The following is a 16986-nucleotide window of genomic DNA, read 5'->3' as shown; positions in this document are numbered from 1 at the left end:
CTTTATACCGTCCGGATCCGGGGATTGATGAGTACGTAGAGGACATCCACCAGGATGTTGACGACCACGAAGGCGACGGCGATGGTCAGCACGGCGCCCTGGACCAGGTTGGTGTCCGAGGTGTTCAGGCCCACGATGATCAGGTCCCCCATGCCGTTGAGGCTGAAGATCTTTTCAATCACGACGGCGCCGCCCAGCAGGTAGCCCACCCGCAGGCCCAGCACGGTCACCGGAGTGACCAAGGCGTTGCGCAGCACGTTCTTGGCCACGACGGTGCGGTAGGGAACGCCGTTGCCGATGGCCGTGCGCACGTAGTCACGGTCCAGTTCTTCGACCATGGAGGTGCGCACCACGCGGATCAGCGACGCGGACACCGGGATGCCCAGGGCCAGGGCGGGCAGGGCCATGGAGTACATCCAGCCCACAAAGCCGTACTGTTCGGCCCAGGCCATTCCGCCGGTGGGGAAAATGGAGCCGGCGGGCAGGGCCAGCCACTGGATAAGCAGGATGGCCAGCCAGAAGGACGGGGTGGCAATGGCCGCGATGGAGAAGACGCGGATGAGCTGGTCCGGCCAGCGGTCCCGGTACAGGGCGCTCGTCACGCCCAGGACCAGTGACAGGACAACGGCGAGCAGGATGCCCAGCAGGGTCAGTTGCAGGGTCACCGGAAAGGCGGTGGCAATTTTGGAAGCCACCGATTCTTCGGGCGGGTTGGTGTAGCCGAAGTCCAGCCGGATAACGCCGCCGAGGTAGCGCAGGAACTGGATGAGCAGTGAATCGTTCAGGCCGCGGGCTTCACGGAAGGCGTCTTTGGCCTCTTCGCTGGCGTTTTCACCCAGGACGGCGGTGGCGCGGTCTGCCGGGATCACGGACAGGACGATGAAGACCATGATGGTCACGCCCAGCAGCATGAACGGCAGGGCTGCCAGCCTGCGGCCAAGCAGTCGCAATAGTGTAGCCATGTTTTTGTTTCTCCAAGTGGTGCGGGCCGCACCACCGGCGCGGGATTCGTTGGGGGGATGTCCCCGTGCCGGCAGTGCGGGGTGTTACTTCCGGCCGACCCCTACGAAGGAGAGGCCGGTTGTTGGCAGCGGCGCAAAGCCGTCGAGGGTGGCGCTGTCCCAGGCGGTGGGCAGCTGGCGGTGGAACAGCGGGTACAGCGGCGCTTCTTCGGCAACAATGTCGACGACGGCGGCGTGCACCTTCTTCGCTTCGGCCGGGTCCAGCTGCACTGCCTTGTCCAGCTTTGCCTGGACATCGGCGAATTCCGGGGTTCCGGACCAGGCCATGCGGTTCTTCGCCCAGGTGTCGCCGCGGTAGAACCAGCTCAGGAGCAGGTCGCCGTCGTTGCCGAAAACGGAGGGATCGCCCGGGGCCACCAGGACGTCGAAGTTCTGGCCGCCCACCTTTTCCGGTGCATAGACGGCGGCGGACTGCAGGGGCTCCAAGGTGGTGGTGATGCCGATGGCGTCCCAGTTCTCCTTGATCAGCGGAGTCACGCGGGTGACCCAGCCGGCGTCGGTGGAGGTCAGCGTGATGGTCATGTTCTCCATCCCGGCTTCCTTCAGCAGCGCCTTGGCCTTCTCCGGGTCATAGCCGTAAACCGTGGAGGCTTCCGTATAGGACGGGTGGCCCTTCTGGAAGTAGGAGGTGGCCGCCGCCGCGTTGCCCAGCAGCGCCTTGGAGATGATGTCCTCGGTGTTCGTGGCGTAGTGCAGTGCCTGCCGCACCCGCTTGTCGGCGAACTTCTCCGACGCGCAGTTGAACATCAGGAACAGCAGGCCGAAGGACTGCACGGAGTCGACGTCGAGCTTGGCCTTCAGCTGGTCAACATCCAGGTAGGGAATGTCTTCGATCGCCTGAACGCGGGACGGGACCGCGGCCACGCGTGCTGCGGGGTCTGCCAGCAGCAGCCAGGTCATGTCCGTGACCTTGGCCGGGTAGGAGCCGTTGTATTCCTCGAACTTCTTGAAGACAATCCGGTCTTCCTTGACCGCGGACACAAACTTATACGGGCCGCTGCCCACCGGCGCCAGGTCAAACGCGGCCTGGTTCGAGGCCAGTGCCTTGGGAACAATCTTGACCACGGAGATGCGGGGGCCGAATTCGGCGAAGGGGTACTTCAGCTTGAACTCCACTGCGTCGCCGTCGGCGGTGACGGAGGCGATGAAGGGAACAAAGCCGGCAAAGAGGGACTTGTTGGCCGGGTCGAGGACCCGCTCAAAGGAGTAGACGACGTCGTCGGCAGTGACGGGTTCGCCGTTGTGGAACGTGGCTCCTTCGCGGAGCGTCACGCGGTAGGTGGTCTCGTCGACTTTCTCGGGCTCTGCGGCCGCCAGCGCCAGGTACGGCTCGCGGGTGGCCGGGTGCAGCTCGGTCAGGCCTTCGAAGATGTGGAGGTTGGCGGCCACCGGGGTTGCACCGGTAGCGGTCATCGGATCGAATCCCGTGGACAGGGAGTAGGAGATCCCCGCCTCGATGGAGTCGGCTGCTGCTTTGCCGCCGCCGGTGGCTGCTGTGGAGCCTCCGGGGCTGCAGGCGGCCAGCGAGCCGGCAAAGGCGGACGCAGTGCCCAGGACCCCGGCAATACGGAGGAAGTCGCGGCGGCTGGCGTTCCGGAGGAATCCGGTGCTTTCAGTGGTTTTGCTCATGGTGTCTCACCAATCGGGGTGGGAGCGGACATCGGACGTAGGACATCCCATGCGGGTTGAGTAGACTGTAAGCTGAATCACACAACCGGGTCAAGCACGTCACACTGTGACTCCTCGGTTCCACGGCGCAGGACGGCGGGCTGCCTGCCTGCGCACCGAATCCCCGGCACCACCCGTTTCCGAAGGAGTTTCGATTTTGGCGAACGACCCCGCCCCGCTGTCCCGCGACTCCCCCGCAGTGGCTGCTTCCGGCCGCGCGCCGCGGTTCAGCGCCCAGGCACGCCTTGCTGCCCTGCAGAAGGACATCATGGACCTGATTTTGGAAAGCAACCTTGAAGCCGGAAGCCCGCTGCCCACCGAAGCTGAGCTCTGCAGCACGCTGGGTGTCGGACGAAATACCCTGCGGGAATCGCTGAAGGTCCTGCAGGCCCTGGGCGTGGTGGAGATCCGGCACGGCTACGGCATGTTTGTGGCACCAACCAACTTGGATGCGCTGACCACGGGGCTGACCTTCCGGGGCCGGCTTTCCCTGCGGCAGCAGGGCAAGGAAGCGCTGGAGCTGGTGGATGTCCGGCAAACCCTCGAGTCCGGCCTGATCGGCCAGGCCATGAGCCTGATGACCGAGGAACATTTGGCCCGCATTTCAGACACTGTGCGGGAGATGGAGGCCCTGGCGGATGCGGGCCTCCCGCTGGCAGGAGTGGACTCGGAATTCCACCGTCAGCTTTTTGCACCACTGGACAATGAGCTGCTGACCCACCTCATGTCCGTGTTCTGGGACGTGTACAGCCAGATACATGCTGCCGCCGGCATGAAAGCCGCCAATCTTCACTCCACCGCCCTGCGGCACCGGGAGATCTACGAAGCCGTCCGCAGCGGAGACAAAGCGCTGGCTTCCGACCGCCTCAACAGCCATTTTGACGGCATCCGCGAAGCCATTGCGACGCTGGTCAAGCGATGAACAACCACGGGAAAGGACCCATGGAACTCCTCATCCTCAAAAGCCCGGAAGAAGCCGGAGCAGCTGCCGCCGACGCCGTGCGCGAATGCGTGCGCGCCCGGCCGGACGCTGTCCTGGGTTTTGCCACCGGTTCTTCGCCGCTGCCGCTTTATGATGCGCTGGCAGACTCCGACGCGGATTTCTCCCGCGTCAGCGGCTTCGCACTGGACGAGTACGTGGGTCTTCCGCCCGGGGATCCGCGCAGCTACGCGGCAGTCATTGACGATGAGGTCACCCGTCGGCTCGGGCTGCGGCCCGACGCCGTCCACGTCCCCGAGGTGTCGGGGCCGGACCTCGACGCCTCGGCCAAAGACTACGAACAGGCCATCCAGTCTGCCGGCGGTGTCGACCTGCAGATTCTGGGCATCGGCCACAACGGCCATCTGGCCTTCAACGAACCCGGCGCCCCCTTCGATTCGCGGACGCGGGTGGAAACCCTGACGGAGCGCACCCGCAGCGCCAATGCCCGGTTCTTCGATTCCCCGGACGAGGTACCCACGCTCTGCCTGACCCAGGGCATCGGAACAATTCTTGAGGCGCGCCATCTGCTCCTCATTGCGCACGGCGCCGGCAAGGCTGACATCGTCGCCCGCGCCCTGCAGGGTCCCGTCACCCCGGACTGCCCGGCCTCGGCGCTGCAGCTGCACGGCCGTGTCACCGTAGTCCTGGACGAGGCTGCCGCCGCCGGGCTCAAGCAATGATGCCGGGCAGTCTCCCCCAGCCGGTGACGGTTCTGAGGGGCACGGCACTGCTGGACTCGCGGCTGGCTGCGGACAGCGCCGTCGCGGTTGCCGGAAGCGAGATTATCTACGCAGGGCCGCAGGCCGGGCTGGCCCGGGTGCTCGCGGACCGGGGAATCGACGTCGACGGCGTAGCTTTACTGGATCTTGCCCCCGGACAGATCGCCGTCCCCGGCCTGGTGGACGTGCACACCCACGGTGGATACGGAACGGATTTTCCCTCCGCTGATGCTGCCTCCGCCCGGAAAGCTGTGCACCGGATGCATGCTGCCGGCACCACCACGCTGCTGGCCAGCCTGGTCACTGCTGCTCCTGCCGATCTGCTCGCGGGGATGGAGGTGTTCGCCGGGCTGGCTGCAACCGGTGACATTGCCGGCATCCATCTGGAGGGGCCCTTCCTGTCCGCTTCCCGCTGCGGCGCCCAGGATCCGCGCTGGCTGCTGGCACCGGATCCCGGCTTCGCTGCAGCGCTCATCACGGCCGGCCGCGGACACCTGCGCACCATGACCTACGCGCCGGAGCTGCCCGGCGCCGATGACCTCGTGGACCTGCTGGCCGCGCATTCCGTGGTCCCGTCCATGGGGCACACGGCCGCTGCCGCGGACGACGCCGCCGCTTCCCTCGCGCGGGCCGCCGCCGGTCTGGCGGGCCGGGTTCCAACGGTTACGCACCTGTTTAACGGCATGGACCCCATCCACCACCGCTCCCCCGGGGCCGTCACCGCAGCACTGCGGGCAGCCCGGGCCGGTGCCGCCGTCGTCGAACTCATCGCGGACAACACGCACCTGGATCCCTATCTGGTGGCGTCCATGTTCGAGCTGCTCGGCGCGGACAACATCGCCCTGGTCACAGACGCCATGGCTGCTGCGGGTCTCTCGGACGGGCAGTACCGGCTGGGACCGGCCAATGTTGAGGTCCGCAACGGGGTGGCCCGGCTGGAGTCCGGAGCAATTGCCGGCGGTACGGCCAGCATGCTGGACCTGGTACGCAATGCTGTTGCAGCAGGCGTTCCGGTGGAGGATGCCCTGCATTCCGCCACCGAAGTTCCGGCCCGGGTGCTGGGAATGTCCGGACAGGTGGGAACTTTGTCCGCCGGAGCCCAGGCGGATGTCCTGGTCCTGGATCGGGACCTAACCCTGAACGGGGTCCTGCGCCGCGGCGCCTGGATGACGGCTGCGCAACAGCTCCCCTAGTCCTCCCGAAGCACCACCACGTCCTTCGGCGCGAGAGTCAGCGGGGCCCCGGCAGTGAACACGGCGCCGGTGAGCAGATCGGTGCCCGCGGCGTGCGCTGCAACGGTCACCGGGGTATCCGCATGATTCAGCAGGAACGAGATGCGGCCTGCCTCCCCCGTGCGCACTGCGAATTCCAGTTCCGGTTCATCGGCGTACGGTCCCAGGAGACCGTGCTCGGCAATGACGGCGCGGAGGATCACGGAAATGCCGTCCTGGTCCAACAGCGTGCCCACGTACCAGGCTGAACCACCGGAGGTGGCGGACCGCCGGGTCACGGCCGGCCTTCCGGCGTAGAAGTCATCGCCGTAGGTGCCCGCCACCTCCGCACCTTCCGGAACAAGGATCTCGAATACGCTGCGGGAATCCGCCGATCCGCTCAAACCGGCACCGGTCAGCGCAATCCGGTTCACGGCGTCGGCAGGCAGTGAATCGGTTTCCTCCACCCGCACGCCGAACAGGGAGGCGAACGGCCCCGGCACGTCGCCGGGAAATGCGTTGGTGTCTTCATCCACCCTGCCGGAGAGGAAGGTTGAGACAATCGATCCGCCTCTGTGCACCACGGCATCCAGGCGCTCCGCCAGATTCCCCTTGACCAGGTGCAGGAGGGGCGCAACGACGACGTCGTAATCGTTCAGTGCTGCGTCCACGGGCACGACGTCGAGCTGGACGCCGGCTTCCCAGAGCGCGCGGTGGTAGCCCTGCACAACCTGGAGGTAGGTCACCGTACGGTTCAGGCCGTCCGTAATTTCCGCAGCCCACCAGCTGTCCCAATCAAACAGCAGCGCCACTCGGGCGGGGGTGCGCGCCCCCAGGACAGCTTTTCCTACACGTGCGAAGTCCGCGCCGAGCTCCGCAACTTCCCGGAAGGCCCGGGTATCCGTGCGGCCGGAATGGTCCAGGACCGCTCCGTGATACTTTTCGCAGGCCCCGCGCGACTGGCGCATCTGGAAGTACAGGACGGCATCCGCGCCGTGCGCCACGGACTGCCAGGACCATAGCCGCAGGACGCCCGGGCGTTTGACCGGGTTAATGTCGCGGCTGGCCGTGATGGTGGGCGTCTGCTCCATGACCCAGAACGGATCCCCGTCCTTGAGCCCGCGCATCAGGTCGTGGGTCAGCGCCATTCGAGCTTCAGACCGGTCAGTGGGCGGATAGTTGTCCCACGACGCGAAGTCGAGGTGCCGGGCCCAGCGGTGGTAGTCGATGGGGCGGTACATGCCCATGAAATTGGTGGTTGCCGGGGTGGACGCATCGTGCTCGCGGATCGCAGCCTTCTCATCCACGAAGTTCTGCAGCATGGCATCCGAGGTGAACCGCAGGTAATCGAGGGTGATCCCCTGAAACGCCGTGTGGTTGGGCCCGCGCCAGTGCTCGCTGAGGGCGTTGGGCGGCACAATCTCGGCCCAGTCCGTGAAGGTGTGCGACCAAAAGACTACGTTCCACGCCTGGTTGAGCCGCTCCAGGGTCCGGTACCGTTCCCGGAGCCACACCCGGAAGGCCGCGGCGCAGTTCTCGCAGTAGCAGGCACCGCCGTATTCGTTGCCGATGTGCCAGGCCACCAAACCCGGATGCCCGGCGTAGCGTTCGGCGATCTTTCCGGCCAGACGGGCAGAGAGCCTGCGGAACACCGGGGAGTTGGGGCAGGCGTTGTGCCGCTGGCCGTAGACGTGCCGGCGCCCCTCGAAGTCCGTACGGTTGACCTCGGGATACGCATGCGCCAACCAGGGCGGGAGTGCTCCCGTTGCGGTGGCCATGACGAATGTACGGCCCGACTCGGCGACCCGCGCGACGACGTCATCCAGCAGCTCGAAGTCGTAGTCGTCTTCGCTTTTCGAAATCAGCGCCCAGTCGAAGACGCCAAGGGTCACCGTGTCGATTCCGGCCAGGTCGAAGGCCGCATGGTCCAGCTCCCACACCTCGCGCGGCCACTGCTCCGGGTTGTAGTCACCGCCGTAAAGCACTTTGTTCTGATGGGGCCGGGCGGGGCGGGGAGCCGTCACGCGATGTACTTCTCCTCGATGTCGATGGTCAGGGTGTGGGCGTTTTGCAGCACCAGCGCGGCCATGATGGAGCCGAGTGCAAACAGGGCAATTTCGGAGCCGACGGCGACGACGCCGGCACCGGTGATCACGATGGCGGCGGCACCAACAGTGGCCCGCGGCGAGGAACGGATCAGCCGAAGTGCCAGCCGAAGGATGTCACGGGTCCGGAAGTTGTACAGCGAGCCGATCACCAGTGCGTGCAGCGCGGTGACGGCGGTGAGCAGGAAGACGGCTGCCTGGGCTGCGCCGGCAAGAATCAGCGGAAGCCCGGGCAGGACCACGGCGTCAAGGAACGCGACATTTATACCCAGGATGCCGACGATGACCAGCAGCAGCCACCACCACCGGAGCGTGCCCAGAGCGTTGAGCCGGTAGCCGCGCCGGAAGGACTGCGCGGGTGCAAGATGTTCTTCGGCGGGGCTGACCCGCCACGCGAAGATCATGGCGGAGAACGCGGGCCCAACCGGCAGGAGGCTCAACGCAATCAGGGGTGCGTTGGAGGGATCCGGGGACAGCGTCAGGAGGAGGATAATCCCGGGTGAGGACGCCGCGACAAAGAGGATTTCCAGGACGAGGACCCGATAGACCGCGGCAGTCATCCGTCCGAGCGTGCCGGACGTCATGGTGTCTGTCGATGCGGTCATTCCTGCTCCTCGTACGAAAATGCCGGAGCACCGGGGCCCGATCCGGGCCCCGGTGCTGGCTGTTACTGGCTGTTACTGGCTGTTACTTGCTGTCGGCGTAGCGCTGGTAGGCCTCGTTGACCAGGTCCATGTACGTGCCCATGCCCTTGCCTTCGAGTTCCTTGACGTACGCGTCCCATTCGGAAAGGTCGCGGTTGCCGAGGATGAACTGGAGTGTTGACTGCTTTGCCGTATCGGAAAGCGGCGTCACCATCAGCGTGGCCTGCTCGCGCTCAGCTTCTTCCAGCGGATACGGCGGAGCCAGCGGCAGCACGTCCTTCTGCTTCATGGCGTCCTGGAAAGTGAGTTCCTCCTCCGAGAAGGTCGACTCGAGCAGTTCGGTTGCGCCGCCGTAGGCAAAGACGCCGCCGCCGAACCCGAAGTCCTTTTGCAGGTGCTTGGGTGCACCCGGGTTCAGCGCGACGTAGTCGACGTCGGCGGCAAGGGTGCGCTTACCGTCTGCGTCCTTGTTGAAAGTGGTGCCTTCAACACCCCATTTGGCGAACTCGGCCCCTTCGTCCGAATACCAGAGCCAGTCGATGAACTGCATCATGGCGGTGAAGTTCTCGCTTTCAGCCGCATCTGCGTTGATCATGATGCCGTTCTCGATGCGGCTGCCTCCCGAGATCACGTTGCCTTCAGGGCCGGCCGGCAGCGGGATCTTGGCAACCGTGGCGCCCGGTACGGTGTCGGCGAGCGGCTGCCGGTAGTCGTTGACGATGCTTTGCGCGTTGGTGCTGATGGCAAAGGACTTGCCGCTCACAAACTTCTGGATGGCGGAGTCATCGTCCTGGGTAAAGCTCTCGGGGTCGAGCAGCCCGTCTTTGACGAGGCCGGCGACAAACTCGACAAAGTCGCGGTATTCGTCGGTAGCTCCGGTGAACTCGAATTTCTCCTCGTCTTCGTTCCAGGTTGCTGCGTCCCAGCCCCAGCCGGCCGAAACACCGTAGGTCATCGCGATGAGGCCAAGGAGGTTGTCGCCCTGGAACCGGTCTGACAGCGGGTAGGAGTCCGGGTATTCGGCTTTGATGGCAACCAGGACATCGCGGAACTCGTCCCAGTCCTTCGGGGCTTCAAGCCCGAGGTCTTCCAGGACGTCCGTGCGGAACGCCACGGTGTAGTCCTGCCAGACGTCTTCATGGACTCCGGGCAGCACGTAGAACTCGCCGTCAGCTTGGCGCAGGCCCTCGAAGTCCGGTTCGAGCTCCCACTTTTCGATCTTTTCCGAGAGGTTCGGCATCAGGTCGAGGTATTTGGAGACGGGAAGGATCGCCCCGGAGGAGACGAAAGCCTCCTCCTGGCCCGGATACGTCTTGGGAATGATCAGGGGTGCGTCACCGGCGCCCACGATCAGGCTGCGTTTCTGGGCATAATCGCTCATCGGCACCACCGTGGGCTCCAGGGTGACGTTGGTGCGGTTGGTCAGCTCCGACCAGAACAGCCAGTCGTCCTTGAGCGGATAGTTGGGGTGGTCGCTGAACAGGATGGAGAAGTCCAGTGCTTCAGTGGCCTTGAACTGGTCGCCGGCCTTGAAATCCGCCATCGCTCCGACATCTTTGCCGGACAGTTCAGCGGCTTCGGACTCACTGTCCGAAGAACAGGACGTCAGACCGGCCACGAGGGCGACGAGCGCCCCGGCGGCCAGGACCTTCTTGGGTAGAGACAACATGCTTTTCCTTTCTGTGCCGACTATCCGGCGTGGAGTGATGGAGAACAGGAACCCCGGACCGGCCCGTCAGCCTTTGACGGAACCGAGCATGACTCCCGAGACGAAATAGCGCTGGACAAAGGGGTAGACGCAGAGGATGGGCAGCACGGTGAGCACCATGGTGACCGACTGGATGTTGGACGCGACCTGGGCCAGGTCCGCGCCTCCCGCCGAAGATGCCGCAGTGGACGCTCCGGCGATGAGGTTTCGAAGGTAGACGGTGACGGGAAACAGTTCCGCACGGTCCATGTACAGGAAGGCCTGGAACCAGGAGTTCCAGAAAGCGACGGCGTAGAACAGCACCATGGTGGCCATAACCGCTTTGGACAGCGGCAGGACAATGCGGAACAAAATGCCGAAGGTGGACAGGCCGTCAATTTGGGCGGCTTCCTCGAGTTCCTCCGGCAGGTTCTCGAAGAACGATTTCATCACCAGCAGGTTGAAAACCGAGATGGCATTGGGCAGCACAATGGCCCAGATGGAATTCGTCATGCCCAGACTGGAAATCAGCACGTAGTTGGGAATGAGTCCGCCGTTGAAGAACATGGTGAAAACGGCGATGCCAATGAAGAACTTGCGTCCGCGCAGCCGTTTCTTGGACAACACATAGGCGTAGCAGGTGGTCAGCACCATGGCGATGGCCGTGGCAACGAGGGTGTAGACCACGGTGTTCTTGTAGTTCGTCCAAAACATCGAGTCATTCATCACCAGGTGGTAGGTCGTGGTGTTGAAGCCCTTGGGGAACAGGTTCACCTGGCCGGACCGGATTTCAGACTCGCCGCTGAAGGACTGCGCCAGGATATTCACGAACGGGTACAGCGTCACGGCGACAACGCCGAGCAGCACGATCGTGTTGATGACCTGGAAGGTCTTCTCGCCGCGGCTGGTGCGGATCCGGCGGGGCGCCGGCTCCTGCTTTTTCAATCTGGTGGGTGCTTGGGCGGTGGTTACCACAGGCTCGTCCCTACTGTGCGGCGGGAAATGGCGTTGGCGGAAAGGATGAGGGTGAGACCGATGATCGCCTCAAACATGCCAATGGCCGCGGCATAGCTGAAGTTGTTGGCCTCGAGCCCCACCCGGTAGAGGTAGGTGGAGATCACGTCTGCGGTCGGATAAGTAAGCGGGTTGTACAGGAGCAGGATCTTCTCGAACCCGACCGAGAGGAACGTGCCGATGTTCAGGACCAGCAGGGTGACCATCGTGGGCCGGATACCCGGCAGGGTCACGTGCCAGGTCTGCTGCCAGCGGTTGGCTCCGTCGATGCGCGCGGCTTCGTAGAGCTCGGTGTCGACGCCGGTCAGGGCGGCGAGGTACAGGATGGTGCCCCAGCCAACCGTCTGCCACACCTCCGAGGAGACATAGATGGTGCGGAACCATTCGGGCGCCTGCAGGAAGGGAACGGCGTCCCCGCCGACGGCACGGACAATCTGGTTGACCGTGCCCTCCAGCGAGAGCAGCTGCATGAGCATTCCGGCGATGATGACGATCGACAGGAAGTGCGGGAGGTAGGAGATCGTCTGTACGAACCGCTTGAAATACCGTGACCGCACCTCATTGAGCAGCAGCGCGAGGATGATGGGCAGCGGAAAGCAGAAGAGCAGGGTGAGCCCGCCGATGGCGAAGGTGTTGGCGAACACCGCCCAGAACGTCGGGTCGTTCAGGAACATCTCGACGTAGCGCAGACCGACCCAGTCTTCACCGAAAATATTGCCGCCCGGCCGGAACCGGCGGAACGCAATCACGTTGCCGAGCATCGGGATGTACCGGAAGACGGCGAAGAACAGCAGCGGCACGATCACGAGCACATAGAGCTGCCAGTCGCGGCGCAGGGTCTTGCGCCAGGACATCTGGCCGGGCTTGGGCTGAAACAGCCTGCGTTTGGGCGGCGGCGAAATCTCCGTTGCGAGTCCGACGGCGGCCGCAGCTTCCGGCCCCGTTGCACCGGCGCCCGTGGTCGAGACCCCGGTTTGGTTTAGGCTCATAGCGCTCCTTCGAGTTCCGGCCGGGATACGGCAGTGACGGTGCTGATGCTGGTCAGCTCCCTGTCTGCACCCACCTCGCGAAGAGCACCCACGAGCTGGAGCCCGATCACAGCGGAGATGTCAGTGCTTGAGCGGGCCATCCGCAGCTCAACCGCCCCCGGTTCGACGATCAGGGAGCCCGCGATGCCCGTAAACGCGGTGAGGTCGGCGGACGCTGTAATCGCTACGCGGGCCGATTCGCCCGGATCCAGCTCAACGCGGGCGAACCCGAGGAGCCGCTGGACCGGGCGGGTAACCTGGGCAACGGGATCATGCAGGTACAGCTGGACTACGTCCGCCGCACGCATGGCCCCCGTGTTCGTGACGGTCAGCTCAACGGTGATGTCGCCGTTGGTCTCCCAGCTGGTGCGGCCGTAAAGCTCGCGGGCACCGGTCCATTCGAAACTGGAATAGCCGATTCCGTGGCCAAAGGCGAAGGCCGGCGAGGGGTCAAGGTCGGAGACTCCGGACTTTGCTCCCAGGGGCGCTGTCAGGTAGGTGCCCGGCTGTGAACCCGGTTCCCGGGGAATGCTGACCGGCAGGCGTCCGGACGGCGAGAACGCACCGGCCAGCAGGTCGGTGACGGCGCGGGCGCCGCGCTGGCCGGGGAAGAAACCCTGGACGACGGCGGCGGCCCGGGAAGCGGAGTCACCCAGCGCATAGGGGCGTCCGGCCAGGAGCACCACGACGACGGGCGTTCCCGTATCCAGGAGTGCCGTGAGCAGTTCCGCCTGCAGCCCGGGCAGTTTCAGGTCACTCGCGTCGCAGCCTTCGCCGGAGGTACCGCGGCCAAAGAGACCCGCCCGGTCACCGAGGACCACCACGCACACCTCGGCCTCTTGGGCTGCTGCCACCGCACCGGGGATGCCGGCGCCGTCGGGACCGTCAACAGTGCAGCCCTGCACATGGGTGATGTCCGGGAAGCTGATGCTCATCTCTTCAAACACCGTGGGAAGGTCGATGCCGAGGGCAACCTCCGGATGCTTGCCGCCCACGTGCACGGGGAAGGAATAGCAGCCCAGCATCGCCATCGGATCATGGGCCAGCGGGCCAACCAGGGCAACCTTCGTTCCGGACCTCAGCGGCAGCGTCCGGTCGGGGTTGGCGAGCAGGACGAGCGATTCCCGCGCTATCTGCTCCGCCAGGTCCTGTCCATCCCCGCTGTCCAGTGCCAGCGAATCGACGTCGGCCGGCAGCGCGGACCAGTCCTCGTTGAGCAGGCCGATCGAGATTTTCTGTGTGAGGACCCGCAGGACTGCCCGGTCGACCAGGGCCTCGTCGATGCGGCCGTCCGCTACGCCCTCCAGCAGCGGGGCACCGAAGGTGTCAACGGTGGGAAGTTCGACGTCGACTCCCGCGCTCAGTGCCAGCCCGGCCGCAGCGGTCCCGTCCCCGGCCACGCGGTGCAGCCGCTCAAGGAATCGGATGCCAAAGTAGTCCGCCACCACGGTGCCCTCGAAGCCAAGACGCTCGCGGAGGACCCCGGTCAGAAGGTGCCTGTCAGCAGCGGAGGGTACGCCGTCGATCTCTGTGTAAGAGTGCATCACCGAACGGGCGCCGCCCAGCCGGAGTGCGGCCTCGAACGGAGGAAGGATAACGTCGGCAAGCTCCCTGGAGCCCATCGAAACCGGCGCGAGGTTGCGCCCGGCGCGGCTGGCCGAGTAGCCGGCAAAGTGTTTCAGGGTCGAGATGATGCCCGAACCTTCCAGCCCCCGAACGTAGGCAGCGCCGACGGCGGAGACGAGGTGGGGATCCTCGGAAATGGTTTCTTCCGTGCGGCCCCAGCGGTAGTCGCGCGCCACATCAAGGACCGGAGCCAGGCCCTGGTGGATTCCGGCGGCCCGCATCGACCGGCCGATGGTGTTGGCCATGCGTTCGATGAGTGCAGGGTCGAAGGTGGCGCCCCATGCCAGGGGAACCGGATAGGCGGTGGCGCGCCACGCGGCAAAGCCGGCGAGGCACTCTTCATGGACCAGGGCCGGGATGCCGAACCGGCTCCGGGCCACAATGTGCTCCTGCGAGACTGCGAGAGACCGGGCAGCAGCGGCAGGCTCCACCGGAGCCGTGCCGAAAGGCCGGGTGAGCTGGCCGAGCCCGTTGGCGGTGACCGCTTCCCAGTCGATGGGATTAGCGGCCATGTCCTCCTGCAGCGGGGCAACGCCGCCGCCGGAAGCATCGGCGCCCACCCACACACCCACCAGCTGGGCTGCCTTTTCTTCAAGCGTCATCCGGGAGACAAGATCAGCGGCACGGGCTGCCGGCGAGGCGGATTCATCACGCCACAACTCGGCTGTCCCCGGATCGGCGGTGCGCGGCATGGAACTCCTTTGTCGATCAATCGGTTGCCAGTTGTTGGCCCGAAGACGACGGAGATCGCTCGTGCACCACATCGGCGTAGTACGTTCAAGAACGGTAAAACCTACAAATGTTTCGAAAACTCTTACGAAAAGCTTGCCTGAACACTAGCTGTTTCCAACCGGGTGTCAAGAGATTCTCTGAGACGTTCCTGTATTGGCTCTAAGGGACGGGTAATTCCAGCCAAAAAACGATGCTCTGCGCGTTAAATCAGGTGCTACGGTGATCCAACGAGTTTCGAAATACCAACAAGGAATTTCATGTCCATCGACCCCCCGGCCGTGAGCAGCACCGGATCCCGCAGCATGACCATCTCAGCGATCGCTGCCTCAATCGGAGTCTCCGTTCCGTCAGTCTCAAAGGTGCTCAACGGCAGGTCAGACGTGGCGCCGGCCACCCGGCTCAAAATTGAAAAGGCTCTCCAGGAGCACAACTATCAACGCAGCCCCCGGCAGGCGGGCAGCGGTTCGGCCCGGCTCATCGAGCTGGTCTTCCATGAGCTTGATTCCGCCTGGTCAATTGAGATCATCCGCGGCGTGGAGCAGGCAGCACGGAGGTACGGGCTTGGGGTGGTTCTGTCGGACCTTGGCGGGCGGCATACTCCGGACCAGCGGTGGGTGCGTGAGGTTATTGCCCGCCGCCCGCAGGGCATCATCCTGGTGCTTTCCACTCTTACGGCTGATCAAAAGCGGCAGCTGGAAACACGGTCCATCCCGTATGTGGTGCTGGACACCGACGGCGAAACCAAACTTGGGGCACCCGCCGTCGGCTCGAACAACTGGTACGGCGGTCTCTCCGCCACCAGGCACCTGCTCTCACTGGGCCACCGCAGGATCGCCGTGGTATCCGGACCCGAAGACGTCCTCTGCTCGCGCGCCCGGGTGGACGGCTACCGCGCAGCCCACTCCGAAGCAGGCGTTGTTCCCATGGAGGACCCGGTCCGCTGGGGCAACTTCACCGTCGTCGGCGGCTATGAACACGGGCGAGAGCTCCTCGCCCGTCCGGACCGCCCCACCGCCATTTTCGCCGGCTCGGATATGCAGGCACTGGGTGTGCTGCGGGCAGCCCGGGAACAGGGCATCGATGTGCCCGGGCAACTGTCCGTGGTGGGTTACGACGATCTGCCGCTTGCCGCGTGGGTGGATCCGCCCCTCACCACGGTGAACCAGCCCCTGCTGGCCATGGCCGATGCCGCCGCCAGCATGGTCCTGGGCATCGCCCGCGGCACTGATCCGAAACCCCGGAGCATTGAGCTCGCAACCGAACTCGTTGTCCGCGGGAGCACGAGTCAGGTCCCGGACAGCTATCCAGGAGAACCACATGGCGCACTTTGACCTACCCCTTGAGCAACTCCGCCACTACCGCTCCGATGAGGGAGAACCCGAGGATTTCGACGAGCGGTGGGACGCAACGCTGGCTGCCTCCCGCCGGCACCCGGTGCTCGTCTCAGTTCAGGACTATGACAACGGGCTCGCCGGGGTGGACTGCCGGGATGTGAGGTTTGCCGGTTTCCACGGGGATCCGGTGGCCGCCTGGTTCTCGCGGCCGGCGGGCGTGGCGGCAGAAACCCGGCTGCCGGTGGTCGTGGAGTACCTCGGTTACGGGCGCGGAAGAGGCCTTCCCCACGAGCGGCTGCTGTGGGTGTCGGCCGGGTATGCGCACCTCCTCGTGGACAGCCGAGGACAGGGCGGCCAGTACGGATCCGGCGGTGACACCCCTGACCCCTGGCCGGTGCCGCCGTCGGCTCCCGGAGTAGTGACCCGGGGCATCCTTGATCACGACCAGCACTACTACCGTCGCCTCATTACAGATGCCGCACGGGCGGTGGACGCGGCACGCGCACTGCCCGGAACCCATGCTGGCGCTGTCATTGTGGCCGGCAACAGCCAGGGCGGACTGCTCTCGCTCGCCGCAGCCGGACTTGTACCCGATGTCGCAGCCTGCCTGACGAGCGCTCCGTTCCTCTGCCACCCCGAACGCGCCCTGCGCATCACCGAGGCCGCGCCGTGGGACGAGCTTGTGCAGTATCTGTCCGTGTACCGGGAGGCCGAAGCCGCGGTGATGCGCACCCTTTCCTACGTGGACGGTGTGGCGTTTTCACGCCGTGCGCTGGCTCCGGTGCACTTTGCCACCGGTCTCCGCGATACCGTATGTCCCCCGTCCACCGTGTTTGCTGCCTATAACGCGTACGGCTCTGCCAGTGATATTGGTCCCGCCAGGGATATAACTGCCGAGCGCCGGATGGAGGTCTATCCGTTCAACCATCATGAGGGCGGCGACGCCGTGAATACCCGCCGGCAGCTGGAGTGGCTTAAGACCCTTGGGCTTTCCGCTGCGCAGGTCATCCACGGCGAGGAGTCGGGCGTCGGTGCCGGGACAGTAACCGGTTAAACAAGCAGGGCCCCGCATCAATGCGGGGCCCTACTCTCAAATATTGTCCGGCGGTGACCTACTCTCCCACACCCTCCCGGATGCAGTACCATCGGCGCTGTGGGTCTTAGCTTCCGGGTTCGGAATGGGACCGGGCGTTTCCCCCACGCTATGACCGCCG

Annotated in this window: 13 protein-coding genes and 1 rRNA gene; 5 read left to right on the top strand and 9 right to left on the bottom strand. The window is 65.0% G+C overall.

Annotation, left to right across the window (positions count from 1 at the left end):
* Positions 1–2: 2 nt before the first annotated feature.
* Both AC4D2W_RS10480 and AC4D2W_RS10475 read right to left on the bottom strand, forming a co-directional pair.
* Positions 3–962 (bottom strand): ABC transporter permease, encoded by a 960-nt coding sequence (locus tag AC4D2W_RS10480; RefSeq protein WP_400927640.1) that lies wholly within the window; start codon positions 960–962, stop codon positions 3–5.
* Positions 963–1046: 84 nt separating this feature from the next.
* Complete coding sequence (locus AC4D2W_RS10475) at positions 1047–2651, bottom strand: ABC transporter substrate-binding protein (RefSeq protein ID WP_490926844.1); 1605 nt, start codon at positions 2649–2651, stop codon at positions 1047–1049.
* A gap of 238 nt (positions 2652–2889) precedes the next feature.
* On the opposite strand from AC4D2W_RS10475, the gene AC4D2W_RS10470 reads away from it, so the two are divergent.
* From AC4D2W_RS10470 to AC4D2W_RS10460, 3 genes are read left to right on the top strand one after another with little or no spacing between them, the layout of a single operon-like run.
* Positions 2890–3612 (top strand): FadR/GntR family transcriptional regulator, encoded by a 723-nt coding sequence (locus AC4D2W_RS10470; protein WP_490927423.1) that lies wholly within the window; start codon positions 2890–2892, stop codon positions 3610–3612.
* A gap of 20 nt (positions 3613–3632) precedes the next feature.
* Positions 3633–4352, top strand: coding sequence for a glucosamine-6-phosphate deaminase (locus AC4D2W_RS10465; protein ID WP_490926843.1), 720 nt, complete (start codon positions 3633–3635; stop codon positions 4350–4352).
* Positions 4349–5584 carry an N-acetylglucosamine-6-phosphate deacetylase gene (locus AC4D2W_RS10460; protein ID WP_490926842.1) on the top strand — a complete coding sequence of 412 codons (1236 nt, stop codon included), beginning with the start codon at positions 4349–4351 and terminating at the stop codon, positions 5582–5584. The genes AC4D2W_RS10465 and AC4D2W_RS10460 overlap by 4 nt, the downstream gene beginning before the upstream one ends.
* On the opposite strand, the gene AC4D2W_RS10455 is transcribed toward AC4D2W_RS10460, so the two are convergent.
* The 6 genes from AC4D2W_RS10455 to AC4D2W_RS10430 form a co-directional block, all read right to left on the bottom strand.
* Positions 5581–7626 carry a beta-galactosidase gene (locus tag AC4D2W_RS10455; RefSeq protein WP_490926841.1) on the bottom strand — a complete coding sequence of 682 codons (2046 nt, stop codon included), beginning with the start codon at positions 7624–7626 and terminating at the stop codon, positions 5581–5583. The genes AC4D2W_RS10460 and AC4D2W_RS10455 overlap by 4 nt on opposite strands.
* On the bottom strand, positions 7623–8312 hold the full coding sequence (locus tag AC4D2W_RS10450; RefSeq protein ID WP_490926840.1) for a YesL family protein: 690 nt from the start codon (positions 8310–8312) through the stop codon (positions 7623–7625). The genes AC4D2W_RS10455 and AC4D2W_RS10450 overlap by 4 nt, the downstream gene beginning before the upstream one ends.
* A gap of 82 nt (positions 8313–8394) precedes the next feature.
* A complete protein-coding gene (locus tag AC4D2W_RS10445) occupies positions 8395–10020 on the bottom strand; it encodes an ABC transporter substrate-binding protein (protein ID WP_490926839.1) in 1626 nt (541 codons plus the stop codon).
* A gap of 66 nt (positions 10021–10086) precedes the next feature.
* Positions 10087–10983 (bottom strand): carbohydrate ABC transporter permease, encoded by an 897-nt coding sequence (locus AC4D2W_RS10440; protein ID WP_490926838.1) that lies wholly within the window; start codon positions 10981–10983, stop codon positions 10087–10089.
* A gap of 23 nt (positions 10984–11006) precedes the next feature.
* Positions 11007–12041 (bottom strand): ABC transporter permease, encoded by a 1035-nt coding sequence (locus AC4D2W_RS10435; protein WP_490926837.1) that lies wholly within the window; start codon positions 12039–12041, stop codon positions 11007–11009.
* Positions 12038–14398: a beta-glucosidase gene (locus AC4D2W_RS10430; protein WP_490926836.1), complete on the bottom strand. Its 2361-nt coding sequence runs from the start codon at positions 14396–14398 to the stop codon at positions 12038–12040. The genes AC4D2W_RS10435 and AC4D2W_RS10430 overlap by 4 nt, the downstream gene beginning before the upstream one ends.
* Positions 14399–14695: 297 nt before the next feature.
* Between AC4D2W_RS10430 and AC4D2W_RS10425 the strand changes: the two genes are divergently transcribed.
* Together AC4D2W_RS10425 and AC4D2W_RS10420 are read left to right on the top strand one after the other, a co-directional pair.
* On the top strand, positions 14696–15769 hold the full coding sequence (locus tag AC4D2W_RS10425) for a LacI family DNA-binding transcriptional regulator (RefSeq protein WP_490926835.1): 1074 nt from the start codon (positions 14696–14698) through the stop codon (positions 15767–15769).
* The gene (locus AC4D2W_RS10420; RefSeq protein WP_490926834.1) at positions 15756–16826 is read left to right on the top strand and encodes an acetylxylan esterase; all 1071 of its coding nucleotides are present in this window, start codon (positions 15756–15758) and stop codon (positions 16824–16826) included. The genes AC4D2W_RS10425 and AC4D2W_RS10420 overlap by 14 nt, the downstream gene beginning before the upstream one ends.
* 45 nt (positions 16827–16871) lie before the next feature.
* On the opposite strand, the gene rrf is transcribed toward AC4D2W_RS10420, so the two are convergent.
* Positions 16872–16986: ribosomal RNA gene (gene rrf, locus AC4D2W_RS10415) — 5S ribosomal RNA — on the bottom strand; the annotation flags it as partial.

It is taken from the genome of Arthrobacter sp. TJ-58 (assembly GCF_058269295.1).
This window is presented reverse-complemented; position numbering and strand designations above follow the sequence as displayed.

Bases quoted from the DNA above. Each gene is read 5' to 3' on its own strand.
- AC4D2W_RS10425 (WP_490926835.1), top strand. From the start codon at position 14,696: ATGTCCATCGACCCCCCGGCCGTGAGCAGCACCGGATCCCGCAGCATG.
- AC4D2W_RS10475 (WP_490926844.1), bottom strand. From the start codon at position 2,651: ATGAGCAAAACCACTGAAAGCACCGGATTCCTCCGGAACGCCAGCCGC.
- AC4D2W_RS10450 (WP_490926840.1), bottom strand. From the start codon at position 8,312: ATGACCGCATCGACAGACACCATGACGTCCGGCACGCTCGGACGGATG.
- AC4D2W_RS10465 (WP_490926843.1), top strand. From the start codon at position 3,633: ATGGAACTCCTCATCCTCAAAAGCCCGGAAGAAGCCGGAGCAGCTGCC.
- AC4D2W_RS10445 (WP_490926839.1), bottom strand. From the start codon at position 10,020: ATGTTGTCTCTACCCAAGAAGGTCCTGGCCGCCGGGGCGCTCGTCGCC.
- AC4D2W_RS10420 (WP_490926834.1), top strand. From the start codon at position 15,756: ATGGCGCACTTTGACCTACCCCTTGAGCAACTCCGCCACTACCGCTCC.
- AC4D2W_RS10460 (WP_490926842.1), top strand. From the start codon at position 4,349: ATGATGCCGGGCAGTCTCCCCCAGCCGGTGACGGTTCTGAGGGGCACG.
- AC4D2W_RS10480 (WP_400927640.1), bottom strand. From the start codon at position 962: ATGGCTACACTATTGCGACTGCTTGGCCGCAGGCTGGCAGCCCTGCCG.
- AC4D2W_RS10430 (WP_490926836.1), bottom strand. From the start codon at position 14,398: ATGCCGCGCACCGCCGATCCGGGGACAGCCGAGTTGTGGCGTGATGAA.
- AC4D2W_RS10435 (WP_490926837.1), bottom strand. From the start codon at position 12,041: ATGAGCCTAAACCAAACCGGGGTCTCGACCACGGGCGCCGGTGCAACG.